The sequence below is a fragment of the Nitrincola lacisaponensis genome, from assembly GCF_000691225.1.
Lineage (GTDB): Bacteria > Pseudomonadota > Gammaproteobacteria > Pseudomonadales > Balneatricaceae > Nitrincola > Nitrincola lacisaponensis.
Window position 1 is genome coordinate 43601 of the sequence record NZ_JMSZ01000021.1, and the last position, 13426, is coordinate 57026.

The 13426-nt window shown below is 51.0% G+C and carries 12 protein-coding genes; 3 read left to right on the forward strand and 9 right to left on the reverse strand.

Annotation, left to right across the window (positions count from 1 at the left end; genetic code table 11):
- Positions 1–18: 18 nt before the first annotated feature.
- The gene (locus ADINL_RS07385; protein WP_051632643.1) at positions 19–861 is read left to right on the forward strand and encodes a methylated-DNA--[protein]-cysteine S-methyltransferase; all 843 of its coding nucleotides are present in this window, start codon (positions 19–21) and stop codon (positions 859–861) included.
- A gap of 41 nt (positions 862–902) precedes the next feature.
- Here the strand turns inward: ADINL_RS07385 and ADINL_RS07390 are convergent, their stop codons facing one another.
- The gene (locus ADINL_RS07390; protein WP_036545841.1) at positions 903–1448 is read right to left on the reverse strand and encodes a hypothetical protein; all 546 of its coding nucleotides are present in this window, start codon (positions 1446–1448) and stop codon (positions 903–905) included.
- Between the two features lie 326 nt (positions 1449–1774).
- Here ADINL_RS07390 and azu point away from each other — a divergent pair, with 326 nt between their 5' ends.
- Positions 1775–2215 carry an azurin gene (gene azu / locus ADINL_RS07395; protein ID WP_036545843.1) on the forward strand — a complete coding sequence of 147 codons (441 nt, stop codon included), beginning with the start codon at positions 1775–1777 and terminating at the stop codon, positions 2213–2215.
- A 52-nt stretch (positions 2216–2267) separates the two neighbouring features.
- Here the strand turns inward: azu and ADINL_RS07400 are convergent, their stop codons facing one another.
- From ADINL_RS07400 to ADINL_RS07435, 8 genes are all read right to left on the reverse strand, one after another.
- Positions 2268–3956: an AMP-binding protein gene (locus ADINL_RS07400; RefSeq protein ID WP_036545847.1), complete on the reverse strand. Its 1689-nt coding sequence runs from the start codon at positions 3954–3956 to the stop codon at positions 2268–2270.
- A 62-nt stretch (positions 3957–4018) separates the two neighbouring features.
- The gene (locus ADINL_RS07405) at positions 4019–4591 is read right to left on the reverse strand and encodes a peroxidase-related enzyme (RefSeq protein WP_036545850.1); all 573 of its coding nucleotides are present in this window, start codon (positions 4589–4591) and stop codon (positions 4019–4021) included.
- A complete protein-coding gene (locus ADINL_RS07410; RefSeq protein ID WP_036545852.1) occupies positions 4584–5492 on the reverse strand; it encodes a hydroxymethylglutaryl-CoA lyase in 909 nt (302 codons plus the stop codon). The genes ADINL_RS07405 and ADINL_RS07410 overlap by 8 nt, the downstream gene beginning before the upstream one ends.
- Positions 5489–7483 (reverse strand): acetyl/propionyl/methylcrotonyl-CoA carboxylase subunit alpha, encoded by a 1995-nt coding sequence (locus tag ADINL_RS07415; RefSeq protein ID WP_036545855.1) that lies wholly within the window; start codon positions 7481–7483, stop codon positions 5489–5491. Before ADINL_RS07415 ends, ADINL_RS07410 begins: the two co-directional genes overlap by 4 nt.
- 2 nt (positions 7484–7485) lie before the next feature.
- Positions 7486–8304 (reverse strand): enoyl-CoA hydratase/isomerase family protein, encoded by an 819-nt coding sequence (locus ADINL_RS07420; RefSeq protein ID WP_036545857.1) that lies wholly within the window; start codon positions 8302–8304, stop codon positions 7486–7488.
- A gap of 10 nt (positions 8305–8314) precedes the next feature.
- On the reverse strand, positions 8315–9922 hold the full coding sequence (locus ADINL_RS07425) for a carboxyl transferase domain-containing protein (protein WP_036545860.1): 1608 nt from the start codon (positions 9920–9922) through the stop codon (positions 8315–8317).
- Between the two features lie 24 nt (positions 9923–9946).
- Complete coding sequence (locus ADINL_RS07430) at positions 9947–11113, reverse strand: isovaleryl-CoA dehydrogenase (protein ID WP_036545863.1); 1167 nt, start codon at positions 11111–11113, stop codon at positions 9947–9949.
- A 23-nt stretch (positions 11114–11136) separates the two neighbouring features.
- Positions 11137–11595 carry a MerR family transcriptional regulator gene (locus ADINL_RS07435; protein ID WP_036545866.1) on the reverse strand — a complete coding sequence of 153 codons (459 nt, stop codon included), beginning with the start codon at positions 11593–11595 and terminating at the stop codon, positions 11137–11139.
- A 170-nt stretch (positions 11596–11765) separates the two neighbouring features.
- Here ADINL_RS07435 and ADINL_RS07440 point away from each other — a divergent pair, with 170 nt between their 5' ends.
- Positions 11766–13400 (forward strand): AMP-binding protein, encoded by a 1635-nt coding sequence (locus tag ADINL_RS07440; RefSeq protein ID WP_036545869.1) that lies wholly within the window; start codon positions 11766–11768, stop codon positions 13398–13400.
- Positions 13401–13426 lie beyond the last annotated feature (26 nt).

Genomic DNA, 13426 nt, shown 5'->3' on the forward strand with positions numbered 1-13426 from the left:
AAACCGGAGGCTTTAGGGATGGTAAAGAACACTAAGGCGTCGGTAGCACTGATCGTTCAGGCCTGCCGTCATATTGAACAGGCGGAGACTGCTCCAACGCTGGAGCAGCTTGCCGCTAGTGCTAACCTGAGTCCCTGGTATTTTCATCGCCTGTTCAAGGAGGTCGTCGGGGTGACCCCGAAACAATATGCTACCCGACACCAGACTCAGCGCTTTCACGCCAGCCTGAATAGTGAATCGACTGTTACTGAGGCCATCTACAATGCGGGCTTTGGTTCAAGCAGTCGTGCTTACGATAAAAGTCGTGATCGTCTTGCGATGACTCCATCTGACTATCGAAAAGCGGCTGAAGGTTTGACGATTCGCTACGCTATAGCGTCGTGCTTTCTGGGTTGGGTCATTGTGGCTGTGACCGACCGTGGTATTTGCGCCATTGAGTTTGGTGATAATCCGGAAAGTTTGCCAGCGCTGGTTCAGGCACGATTTAGTAAAGCACATTTGCGAGAAGGTGGGGCTGAGCTTAGCAGTCTGATTGAATCAGTGATCTCTTTTATAGAAGTGCCGGGCAGTGCAATTGAGCTTCCTCTGGATATTCAGGGCACGGCATTCCAGGAGCGCGTCTGGAATGCTCTGCGTTCAGTACCGCCTGGCAGTAAGGTCAGCTATACCGATATTGCTTGTCAGATAGGCTCACCTAAAGCCGTGCGTGCGGTTGCTCAGGCTTGTGCTGCGAATAAGCTTGCTGTCATCGTGCCGTGTCATCGCGTGGTACGAAGCGATGGTCAGTTGAGTGGCTATCGTTGGGGTGTGGAGCGCAAGCGTTTGCTGCTGCAGCATGAAAGTGAGCTGTTGGAAGAGTGATCTCCTCGACAGCTCTTTACCTTGAAGGTGTTTTCGCGATCCTATTGATAATCAACCAGTTTGGCAACTTCCTTGGGATATCCCTTGAGTTCAAAGATGTTATAGATGACGCCAATACCTTCAGCGATACAGAACTCTGAATAGCCTTCTTTTTCCATATCAATGAAATAGATATGACAACTAAAGCTTCCGGCTGGAACAGTGGTCCTGTGTTTACCCCGATAAGTAATTACATCACCATCTACTGTGGTCCATTGTTCACCCGGTTCGGCTGGAAATTTGAATATCAATTGCATCTCTACACCAGAGGAGGGCGGCATCTCTGATGTCATACTGCTTAACGCCTCCATTTGTCCCTGGCTTGTATTCGTTATCCAAAATATCTCATCAAACTCCACTAATCGATACCATACAGTACCGTCCACTATGTGTTTATCGTCAATGTGATTGACTAGGGTATAGCTAGTGCCGCCTTTTACGTCGACCTCATATGTCCAGGAGGCTCCAACTCTCAACTCAAACAAGGGGGTTGCATTGACAGAAGTTGCAAACCAGAAGCCGATCGCCAGTATTAGTGGTATTCTCATATTACATTCGATCCATTGAATTCAGTTAGGTACTTATGTTCTGGGCAATAGTGCATGTTTTGCATGCGCATGCCTACATTTTAGCTTGACCATTCTAATGCAAGAAGGGAAGGGTTTATGCACACGGGAAGCTGTTTATGTGGCCGGGTGGCGTATCAGTATGAGGGTGAGATTCACAATCCACAGAAGCCGGATTGTGAACGCCAAAAATATCTCTATAGATCCTTGTTGCAGATCAACACTGCATTGATTAATGGCTTCCGCTCTTGTAAATAAAAACAATTCGCACTAGCATTTGATTGTTTTTAATTTCAGGAGATTGAAAGATGAGAAGCCTTACTCTGGCCCTGGTGCTGATGTGTTTACCTGTATTGGCTCAGGCGTCTGCGTGCGAATTGACGATCGACAGTACTGATCAGATGCGTTTTTCTGAGGCAGAGCTGACGGTTCCCTCCGGCTGCGAAACGGTGACCTTGACGCTGACCCACAGTGGCAACCTGCCTAAAACCGCCATGGGCCATAACTGGGTCCTGGTCGAAACGGATCAGTTGAGTGCGCTCGCGGCCGACGCCATTGCGGCAGGACCTGCCAATCAATACGTACCGGATAATGATCCACGTGTACTGGCAGCGACAGACCTGATCGGAGGGGGAGAAAGTACCTCTGTCGAGTTTTCTGTGGCTGGGCTGCAGGGCAAGGATTTGAGCTTTTTCTGCTCTTTCCCGGGACATTCTGCATTGATGAAAGGCAAGTTTATTGTTGAGTAACAGGTGAATGCAAGACACCGGATAACCCGGACGGGTTATCCGGTGGTTATGCTTATACGTCTTCCAGTCCCAGCTCTTTTACCGAGATTTCACGCATTTTGAATTTCTGAATTTTTCCGGTGACGGTCATTGGGAAGGTGTCTACAAACTTGAAGTAACGCGGTATTTTGAAGTGAGTAATTTTGCCTTTGCAGAAGTCACGCAAGGATTCATCACTCATCGGGTCGGCACCGGGTTGCAGTTTGATCCAGGCGATCAGCTCCTCACCATATTTTTTGTCGGGAATGCCGGTCACCTGAACCTCGGCAATATCAGGGTGAGTGTATAAGAATTCTTCCACTTCTTTGGGGTAGATGTTTTCTCCTCCCCGAATCACCATGTCCTTGATACGACCTTCGATTTTGATATAGCCCTCGTCATCCATACTCGCAAGGTCGCCTGTGTGCATCCATCCGGCTTCATCGATAGCTTCCTGAGTGCCTCTTTCGTTGTTCCAGTATTTCAGCATAACGCTGTAACCACGCGTGCAGAGTTCTCCGATTTCACCACGTGGCAGGATGCGGCCGGTTGCTGGATCTATGATTTTGCTTTCCAGGTGTGGCTGAGTCCGACCGACGGTCGTGACACGTTTTTCCAGTGAGTCAGAGGCGCCGGTTTGTGTGGATACCGGGCTGGTTTCTGTCATGCCGTAAGCGATCTGAACTTCCTTCATGTTCATTTTGTTGATCACCTGCTTCATCACTTCGGTAGGGCACAAGGAACCTGCCATAATCCCTGTTCGAAGGCTGGAGAGGTCCATCTTTTCAAAATCGGGATGCCCCAGCTCGGCAATGAACATGGTGGGCACGCCGTAGAGGGCGGTAGCACGTTCCTGGTGTACGGCCTGCAGAACGGTGCCAGGGTCAAAACCTTCATCAGGGTAGATCATGGTTGAACCGTGTGTAACACAACCCAGGTTGCCCATGACCATCCCGAAACAGTGATACAGCGGCACTGGAATCACCAGTCTGTCTTTTTCAGTAAACCCCATGCTCTCCGCAACAAAATAGCCATTATTGAGGATGTTGTGGTGAGACAGGGTGGCTCCTTTGGGGAAGCCTGTTGTGCCGGAGGTGTACTGGATATTGATAGGGTCGTCAAACTGCAACTGTGATTGCGTCTGGTCGAGGGTTTCCTGCGGGATTTCTTTGTACAGTTCAATAAAATCCTGCCAGCGCCACATTCCTGGGTGTTTGTGGTCATCCAGGTTAATGATGCCTTTGAGTAACGGCAGCTTTTGCGATTTCAGCTGACCTTCGGCAGACATTTTCAGTTCCGGGGCCAGCTCATACAACATGCTGCGGTAATCAGAAACCTTGAAACGATCTGCAGTGACCAGGTAGCTGGTTTCAGATTGATTCAGGGCATATTCCAGTTCATGCGTACGATAGGCCGGGTTGATATTGACCAGAATAGCACCAATTTTTGCGGTTGCAAATTGTGTGAGTGTCCATTCGTAGCGGTTGGGCGACCAGATGCCGACTCTGTCACCGCGGCGCACGCCAAGTGCCAGGAACGCACGTGCGCAACGGTTTACCTGTTCATGCAGCTCTTGATAGGTCCATCGAATCCCCTGATGTAAAACGATCAGCGCATCGTTATCCGGGTAGCGGTTTGCCGTGGTATCAAACATGTCTCCTATAGTCATACCGATAAGAGGTTTTTGACTGATACCGCTGGTATAGCTTGGAAGTGTTGACATAGCGCAGGCTCCATTATTTTTTTTATGCAAAGAGGCTGGTGTATTGTTAAGCTTATTGGCGATTACCGGTGCAGGGCGTGATACTCCGTGTTCGGCACCATCTCGACTGCAAGTGCGATACGGTTGGTCATGTTATAGAAACCGACCAGATTGCAGATATCCCAAATTCCCTGATCACTGAATCCGGCGTCACGCAACGGCTGAGAATCTTCCGGAGTGACTTCTGCCGGTGTGCGGGTCAAGCGGGATGCATAATCCAGCATTGCCCTGTGGCGAGGTGAGAGTTTGGCACTGCGATAGTTCATCACCAGATGCTCACCCAACTGCGGATCACCACTATACTCACGAACGGCTGCTCCATGTGCGACCAGACAGTAGAAGCACTTGTTGTCTGATGAAACGACAACCGCAATCATTTCCCGCTCCAGCGTGCTCAGTTCACTTTCGCCAAACATCAGTTGGTTATAAAAGCGGGAAAACACCTCAAGCTGTTCCAGGTTCTGGCTGTATGCCTTCAGCACGTTCGGGATCATCCCCAGCTTTTCCTGGCACTTGTCAAAGTACTTTTGAACGGATTCTGGCAGCTCCGAATAGTCCGGGACGGGTAAATCCAGTGCAACAACTTTGCTATTCATGGCAATCTCCTCTGGCCAGGGCAACTTTCGAACCGTTGTGACGACTAAGTGTGCGTGAAATCCAGTGACCCGTATTGATCAGTTGCTGGAGGTCTGTGCCGGTCTCTATGCCTAAGCCCTGCAGCAGATAGAGCACATCTTCTGTTGCCACATTACCTGAAGCACCTTTGGCGTAGGGACACCCGCCCAGACCTGCAACGGAGGCATCCACGACAGCGATACCTTCTTCCAGAACGGCGTACAGATTGGCGATTGCCTGGCCATAGGTGTCATGAAAATGTGCCGCCAATCGATCGATGGGGACTTCCTTGCTCACCGCTTCCAGCATCCGCTTGGCTTTCAACGGGGTGCCGACGCCGATGGTGTCGCCCAGGGAGATTTCATAACAGCCCATCTCAAGCATGGCTTTTGCAACCCGCGCAACCTGCTGCGGATCAACCTCGCCCTGATAGGGGCAGCCCATCACGGTAGAGACATAGCCACGTACCCGGATACCGGCGTGCCGGGCGGTTTCCATGACCGGTGCAAAGCGTTCCAGGCTTTCTGCGATCGAGCAGTTAATGTTTTTCCGGGTAAAGGCTTCGGAAGCGGCGCTGAAGACAGCGACTTCATCTGCTTTAGCCTCAATCGCAGCTTCCAGCCCTTTCATGTTGGGGGTGAGGGCCGCATAGATCACACCCGGTTGACGGCTGATGCCTGCCATGACGTCACTGGCATCACCCATCTGGGGCACCCACTTGGGTGATACAAAGCTGGCTGCTTCGATATGTGTGAGACCACATTGGCTTAGGCGGTTGATCAGTTCGACTTTAACAGTGGTCGGAATCAGCTCACCCGGTTCGTTTTGTAGCCCGTCACGCGGGCTCATTTCGAAGATTCGGACAGTGGTGGGGAAGCTCATACGGCAACCTCTTCATCACTGGTCACAGAAAGCAGTTCGGCACCTTCGGACACCAGTTCACCTTCGTTAAAGTAGATTTCATCCACCACTCCGGGTTTAGGTGCTTTGATGGCGTGTTCCATTTTCATCGCCTCCATGATCACCAGTGTTTGTCCCGCTTTCACTGTGTCACCGGATTTCACCATGATGGCGACGACAGAGCCGTTCATCGGGGCGGTCAGGCTGCCGGCAGCACTGACATCTTCCAGGCCGAAGGTTTCTTCATGAGCTTCGCAGCGGAAAGATTCACCCTCATGAAAGACCACCAGCTCTTTACCCTGTTGGGTCGCATGCACCGTGATGCGATGGCCGTTAATCACGGCCTTGAGTTGATCGTTAAGCAGGTCTGCTGCCAGAGTATACAGGCTGTCAGCGACACGTATTTCGTAATGCTGATCCTTCTCCAGCACTTTCAGCTCATGAATCTGATCTCCGACTTTGAGTGCCAGAGGCTTGGCGTATTCCGAGTTGAGGCGCCAGCTGTTTTGGTGGGCAAAAGGGGACCAGCGGTCTTCATTGTTGGGGTTAGGGCTGCGCTTCTGCTCGAGTAAAAAGCCAGCGGCCAAAACCAGCGCTTTATGCAGGTCCAGTTTGGCCGGTGGAAACAACAATGGACGATGCTTTTCAATAAATCCGGTATCCAGGTTCGCTTCACGGAAAGGCTGAGCATCTGCCAATGCATGCAGGAAGCGGATGTTGGTTTTTACACCGTGAATGCGATACTGCTCGAGGGCGTGCACCATGCGGTTGATTGCCTGGTCACGGTTTTCATCCCAGACGATCAGTTTGGCGATCATCGGGTCATAATGCACACTGACCTCATCCCCCTCTACTACACCGGTATCCACGCGAACATGAGCGCTTTCATCCGGCGTACGCAAATAGTTCAGCTGGCCTGTCGCGGGTAAAAAGTCATTATCCGGATCTTCTGCATAGATGCGCGCTTCCAGGGCATGACCGCGTATGCGGATTTGATCCTGTTGTAACGGCAGGGGCGAGCCCTCAGCGACACGCAATTGCCATTCAACCAGATCCTGGCCAGTGACCATCTCGGTGACCGGGTGCTCGACCTGAAGACGGGTGTTCATCTCCATAAAGAAGAAGGAACCATCCACGTCATAGAGGAACTCAACCGTTCCGGCACCGACATAATGAATCGCTTGAGCTGCCTTAACCGCCGCTTCACCCATGGCAATGCGGGTTTCAGTTGATAACCCCGGTGCTGGCGCTTCTTCCAGAACCTTTTGATGACGACGTTGAACCGAGCAGTCACGCTCTGCCAGGTAAACACCATTACCATGGCTGTCACAGAAGACCTGAATTTCTACATGGCGCGGTTGCGTCAAATACCGCTCAATCAGCATGTCGGGATTACCGAATGCATTTTGGGCTTCGCGTTTGGCTGCCGACAGGGCATCATCAAACTCGTCAATAGCATTCACAACGCGCATCCCTTTACCGCCGCCACCTGCAACGGCTTTTAACAGCAGGGGAAAGCCACACTTGAGTGCCTCTGCACGCAGTGTTTCAGGGCGTTGGTCATCGCCGTGATACCCTGGTACTAATGGGACACCGGCTTTTTCCATAATGGCTTTGGCGGCGGACTTTGAACCCATCGCGGCAATAGCCGCTGCGGGAGGGCCAATAAAGACGATGCCGTTTTGGCTGCAGGCATCAGCAAATTCGGTGTTCTCAGACAGAAAGCCGTACCCCGGATGAATTGCCTGGGCACCACTTTGAAGCGCAATCTCGATAATTTTGTCGCCGCGCAGGTAGCTTTCACTGCTGGGCGCCGGGCCTAACAGAAAGGCTTCATCTGCCAGCGCCACATGGCGTGCATTACGGTCTGCTTCTGAGTAGACCGCAACACAACGAATCCCCAGACAGCGCGCGGTTTGAATCACGCGGCACGCAATTTCACCACGATTGGCGATAAGAATTTTACTGAACATTGTTATTCTTCTCCTGATTCCAGTGTGGAAGACCAGTTAGGGCGGCGTTTGTTCAGGAAAGCACTGAGTCCTTCCTGCCCTTCATCACTCACGCGAATATCGGCAATACGCTGAGTGGTTTCATCGATCACAGTTTGCGTGATGGGCAGGTGGCTGACAGCAAAAATCAGTGATTTGGCTGCTTGCATGGCCTGAGGACTGTTCTGATTCATGGTGCTAATAAAGGCTTGAGCGGCTGGCAGCAATTCACTGGCGTCATCAACCAGGTGGTGAACCAGGCCAAAGTCCTGTGCGGTTTGGGCATCAAATACTTCAGCGGTCAAAAAATAGCGTCTGGACTGCCGCTCTCCGATAGCGCGTATGACATACGGGCTGATCACGGCGGGAATCAGGCCGATTTTGACTTCGCTCAGGCAGAAACGCGCATCACGGCTGGCAATAACAATGTCACAGCAAGCAGCAAGGCCGACTGCACCGCCATAGGCCGCGCCCTTAACCAGTCCGATTACCGGTTTGCTAAAGTGGTTAAGCGAGTTCATCAACTGTGCAAGCTGACCTGCATCTGTCAGGTTTTCAGCATGGCTGTTGTTGGCCATACGCTTCATCCAGTTCAGATCAGCTCCGGCTGAAAAGTGTTTTCCTTCAGAGCGAAGAATCAGTAGGCGAAGATCACTGTTTTGCTCTGCTTCATCCAGTTTGCTGATCAGTTGGCTGATCATGCTGTCATCGAAGGCGTTATGCTTATCCGGGCGATTCAGCACCAGTTCGGCGACACCTGTATCCAGCATGCGAAGTGTGATGATTTCAGTCGTCTCAGACATTATCCGCTCCTTACATTCTGAACACGCCAAAGCGTGTTTCTTCGGTGGGGCGGTTGAGGGTGGCGGATAGACTCAGTGCGATCACTTCACGTGTTTGTGCCGGATCGATCACCCCGTCATCCCACAGGCGACCACTTGCGTAGTAGGGGTGACCCTGGTGCTCATAGGTGTCGATGATGGGTTTTTTAAACTCGGCTTCTTCTGAGTCTGACCAGGTTTTACCATTACGCTCCAGACTTTCACGACGTACCGTCGCCAGAACGCCTGCGGCCTGTTCACCCCCCATGACTGAGATGCGCGCATTGGGCCACATCCATAAAAAATCAGGATTATAGGCACGTCCACACATGCCATAGTTCCCCGCACCAAAGCTGCCACCAATCAGCACGGTGAGTTTGGGTACATTGGCACAAGCGACTGCCATGACCATTTTTGCGCCGTGCTTGGCGATACCCTCTGCCTCGTATTTGCGACCGACCATAAAACCGGTGATGTTTTGCAAGAAGAGCAGGGGAATATTGCGTTGGCAGCAGAGTTCGATGAAGTGCGCGCCTTTTTGAGCAGACTCTGTAAACAAGATGCCGTTATTGGCAATAATGCCGACAGGGTAGCCATGAATATTGGCAAAACCTGTGACCAGGGTGGTGCCATAAAACTGCTTGAACTCGTCAAACTCGGAGCCGTCCACTAAACGGGCAATCACTTCACGCACATCGAACGGCTTGCGCAGGTCGGTGCCGACAATGCCATAGAGTTCATCGGCATCATATAAAGGCGCTTTGGGTGGTGCGATGGCGATATCGAGTTTCTTTTTACGGTTAAGATTCGCCATGCAACGTCGTGCTATTTGCAGGGCGTGCTGATCATTTTCAGCATAGTGATCGGCAACTCCGGAGATTTTACAGTGCACATCCGCACCACCCAGATCCTCGGCGCTGACCACTTCACCTGTAGCCGCTTTCACCAGTGGAGGGCCCGCCAAAAAGATTGTGCCCTGGTTACGCACGATGATCGACTCATCCGCCATGGCGGGTACATAAGCACCACCGGCGGTGCACAAGCCCATTACCACTGCAATTTGAGGAATGCCTTTGGCAGACATGCGTGCCTGGTTATAAAAGATACGACCAAAATGATCACGATCCGGAAACACTTCATCCTGGCGCGGCAGATTGGCACCGCCTGAGTCCACCAGATAGATGCAGGGCAGGTGATTCTGCTCGGCAATTTCTTGAGCACGAAGATGCTTTTTCACGGTTAAGGGGTAATAGGTACCGCCTTTGACCGTGGCATCGTTGGCAATGATCATGCATTCGACGCCGGAGACGCGGCCAATGCCGGTGATCAGACCGGCAGCAGGAACCTCTTCATCATATACCTTGTACGCCGCTAATTGAGACAGCTCCAAAAAGGGGGAGCCATCATCAATCAGGCGATTGATCCGCTCACGCGGCAGGAGTTTACCGCGCGCCAGGTGTCTGGCCTGATAATCAGCTCCGCCACCCTGTTGAACCTTGGCTATTTTTTCCTTCAGATCTGAAACCGCGAGGGTCATCGCATCTGCTTTGGCTCTGAATTCATCAGAGCGGGCATTTATTTTGGTCTGCAGAATGGGCATGGTTATGCTCCCGGTAAAAAGCCATCAATTATTGAGGAACAGCTCGCGGCCAATCAGCATGCGACGAATTTCGGAGGTGCCTGCACCGATTTCATAGAGTTTGGCGTCACGCAACAGGCGTCCGGTCGGGTATTCATTGATATAGCCGTTACCACCGAGTAATTGAATGGCGTCCAGTGCTATCTGAGTTGCCATCTCTGCAGAATACAGAATGACACCGGCAGCATCTTTACGCGTGGTTTCGCCACGATCTGCGGCCATCGCCACCATATAAACATAGGATTTTGCGGCGTTCATGCGGGTGTACATATCGGCCAGCTTGCCTTGTACCAGTTCAAACTCACCGATCGCTTTACCGAACTGTTTCCGGTCACGCACATAGGGTACAACGATATCCATTGCCGCTTGCATAATACCAAGTGGGCCACCGGCCAGTACCAGGCGCTCATAATCCAGTCCTGACATCAAGACTTTAACGCCGCCATTCAGCTCGCCCAGCAGGTTCTCTTTGGGTACTTTGCAGTCCTGGAACACCAGTTCACAGGTGTTTGAGCCACGCATACCCAGCTTGTCGAGTTTTTGAGCCTGGGTGAATCCAGGGCTATCCCGCTCAACAATAAAAGCAGAAATTCCCTTCGGACCGGCACTCACATCGGTTTTGGCGTAAATGACATAGACATGTGCATCAGGGCCATTGGTGATCCACATTTTGTTGCCGTTCAGCAGGTAGTGATCGCCGGCATCACGAGCCGTGAGTTTCATGGAAACCACATCTGAGCCTGCATTGGGTTCAGACATGGCCAGTGCACCGATATGTTCACCGGTAATCAGCTTGGGCAGGTATTTCTCTTTCTGCGCCTGGTTTCCGTTACGGTTGATCTGGTTAATACAGAGGTTGGAGTGGGCTCCATAGGAGAGGGCAACAGATGCAGAGGCGCGGCTAATTTCTTCCATGGCAAGCACATGAGCCAGGTAGCCCATACCTGAACCACCAAACTCTTCATCGGCAGTGATGCCCAAGAGTCCCATATCACCAAACTTTTTCCATAGATCCGCAGGAAAAAGATTGGCCTGATCAATTTCAGCGGCTCTGGGCGCGATTTCTGCTGCAGCAAAGCTGTTGATCTGCTGACGGAGCATGTCCAGTGTTTCGCCAAGACCAAAATTCAGTTCGGAGTATTGAGAGATCATATCTGTACCCTGTTTTGTTATTTTTAGTGGAGAGACGAATCCAGAGTGGAGTTATCCGTCAGCTGATGAGATGTTTCAGATTTCGACTTCTTGCTGCGTAACTCCTGAAGCGCTGCTTCACAACGGGCTTGAGCGCTGTCCAGCTCAATTTTGGCCATTTGAATATCGTTCAGTTGCGTTTCAAGTTGCTGTTTCTTCTGATCGAGGGTTTCAAGCATCTTCAGTAGCTGTCGTTCACTGCCACTTTCTGTTTCATCCCATAATTCGAACAGTTCACGTGATTCTGCCAGTGAAAATCCGAGTCGCTTTCCGCGCAATATCAATTTGAGTCTCACCCTATCCTTGGAGCTGTAGATCCGTGTCTGGCCTCTGCGCTCGGGTTTGAGCAAACCTTGATCTTCATAGAAGCGGATGCTGCGTGTGGTGATATCAAACTCATTCGCAAGCTCGCTGATGGAATAGGTTTTTTTAGGGTTTCCCATGAGGAATTTCCTTCGACTTCAGAATTGCAGTTGGTCATTCGAGCTTAAACAAAGTTTACGTAAACGTAAAGATAGATGGATCAAAATATTTCTGAGGCATACCTTTACGTAAAGGTAAAGCTGTGTTATCAATTGCCCAAGAAAAAATATAAAAAACAGAGGCAGGCATTATGAGTGGAATGGAATATTCTGATTTTTATGCTGCATTTCAACCAGATAGTGTTGAATGTCAGATTCTGCAAGGGCGTCTCGATTCAGGACTTAATGTGTGTAATGAGGTATGTGACCGTTGGGCGGATGATCCTGCCAGGGTTGCGCTCTACCACTTCGATCCGGATGGTCGCCAAACACAGCTGACCTTTCAGGAGTTAAGCTGTCAGGCTTCCAGATTTGCCAATTACCTGACACAACAAGGGGTTGTGAAGGGTAGTCGGGTTGCAGGTTTGTTGCCTAGATCACCCGAGTTGCTGGTTGTTATTCTCGGAACCTTAAAAGTGGGCGCTGTATATCAGCCGCTGTTTACGGCCTTTGGATCAGGAGCGATTGAATATCGTCTGCAGCAGGCAGGTACGCAGCTCATTGTTACCGATGCAGCCAATTATCCCAAGTTGCTGGATGTCAGTGGTTGTCCGCCTGTGTTGTGTGTTAATCCTGATGCTGGACAGTCTGTCATGGCGTTTGATCAGGCATTGGCAGGGCAATCTGATTCATTTGAACCGGTTCTAGTGACAGGTAATGATCCGTTTTTGCAGATGTTTACCTCTGGAACGGTTGGCAAATCCAAAGGGGTAGCTGTACCTGTCAGGGCTTTGTTGTCTTTTTATCTCTACATGAAATTCGCGATTGATCTGCAACCGCAAGATCGCTACTGGAATGTTGCTGATCCAGGTTGGGCATATGGACTGTATTACGCGGTGATTGGTCCTTTGTTGATGGGGCATGCTACCCATTTTAACCAGCAGGGGTTCACGCCCGAATCGACGTATCAGATGATTCGTCAATTCAATATCACCAATCTGGCCGCCGCTCCAACGGCCTATCGCTTGCTGATGGCCAATGACCATCTTCTGCCGCAAGGCGAGTCTATGGGTTTACGTGTTGCCAGTAGTGCGGGCGAGCCGTTAAATCCGGAAGTGATTCACTGGGTGTCAAAACGCCTGGGTTGCCCGGTAATGGATCATTATGGTCAGACCGAAACTGGCATGACCTGCTGTAATTTTCATGCACTTTCACACCCGCAACGCGTGGGATCAATGGGCTATTCAATGCCGGGACACCGAGTGGTGGCGCTGGATGAGTCCTTTAATGAGATAGGTGAAGGTGAGGTGGGACAGCTGGCGGTTGATGTTGAGCAGTCTCCTTTGTTCTTTTTTGATGGTTATACCTGGGCTGAAAAAAATCCGTTTCAGGGTCGTTACTATCTCACCGGGGATATGGTGTTTAGTCATGGTGATGGCGGCTTTTCATTCACCGGACGAGATGATGACATTATTACCACTGCGGGCTATCGCGTAGGACCAGCCGATATTGAAAGCACACTGCTGGAGCATCCCTCTGTTGCGGAGTCTGGTGTGGTAGGCAAGCCGGATCCGGAAAGAGGTTCGGTGATTAAAGCCTTTGTGGTGTTGAAAACAGGCTATGACGCGGTTGATTCCTTGAAAGACGAGTTGCAGTCCCTGGTTCGCAAGCGATTGTCGACGCATGCATTTCCGCGCGAGATTGAGTTTGTGGCTGAGCTGCCCAAAACACCCAGCGGTAAAATTCAGCGTTTTATTTTGCGACAGTTGGCCGCTGAGCCCAGTTAGCCGCTGAACAGGGTGCCTGGCATATC

Bases quoted from the DNA above. Each gene is read 5' to 3' on its own strand.
- ADINL_RS07385 (WP_051632643.1), top strand. From the start codon at position 19: ATGGTAAAGAACACTAAGGCGTCGGTAGCACTGATCGTTCAGGCCTGC.
- ADINL_RS07390 (WP_036545841.1), bottom strand. From the start codon at position 1,448: ATGAGAATACCACTAATACTGGCGATCGGCTTCTGGTTTGCAACTTCT.
- azu (WP_036545843.1), top strand. From the start codon at position 1,775: ATGAGAAGCCTTACTCTGGCCCTGGTGCTGATGTGTTTACCTGTATTG.
- ADINL_RS07400 (WP_036545847.1), bottom strand. From the start codon at position 3,956: ATGTCAACACTTCCAAGCTATACCAGCGGTATCAGTCAAAAACCTCTT.
- ADINL_RS07405 (WP_036545850.1), bottom strand. From the start codon at position 4,591: ATGAATAGCAAAGTTGTTGCACTGGATTTACCCGTCCCGGACTATTCG.
- ADINL_RS07410 (WP_036545852.1), bottom strand. From the start codon at position 5,492: ATGAGCTTCCCCACCACTGTCCGAATCTTCGAAATGAGCCCGCGTGAC.
- ADINL_RS07415 (WP_036545855.1), bottom strand. From the start codon at position 7,483: ATGTTCAGTAAAATTCTTATCGCCAATCGTGGTGAAATTGCGTGCCGC.
- ADINL_RS07420 (WP_036545857.1), bottom strand. From the start codon at position 8,304: ATGTCTGAGACGACTGAAATCATCACACTTCGCATGCTGGATACAGGT.
- ADINL_RS07425 (WP_036545860.1), bottom strand. From the start codon at position 9,922: ATGCCCATTCTGCAGACCAAAATAAATGCCCGCTCTGATGAATTCAGA.
- ADINL_RS07430 (WP_036545863.1), bottom strand. From the start codon at position 11,113: ATGATCTCTCAATACTCCGAACTGAATTTTGGTCTTGGCGAAACACTG.
- ADINL_RS07435 (WP_036545866.1), bottom strand. From the start codon at position 11,595: ATGGGAAACCCTAAAAAAACCTATTCCATCAGCGAGCTTGCGAATGAG.
- ADINL_RS07440 (WP_036545869.1), top strand. From the start codon at position 11,766: ATGAGTGGAATGGAATATTCTGATTTTTATGCTGCATTTCAACCAGAT.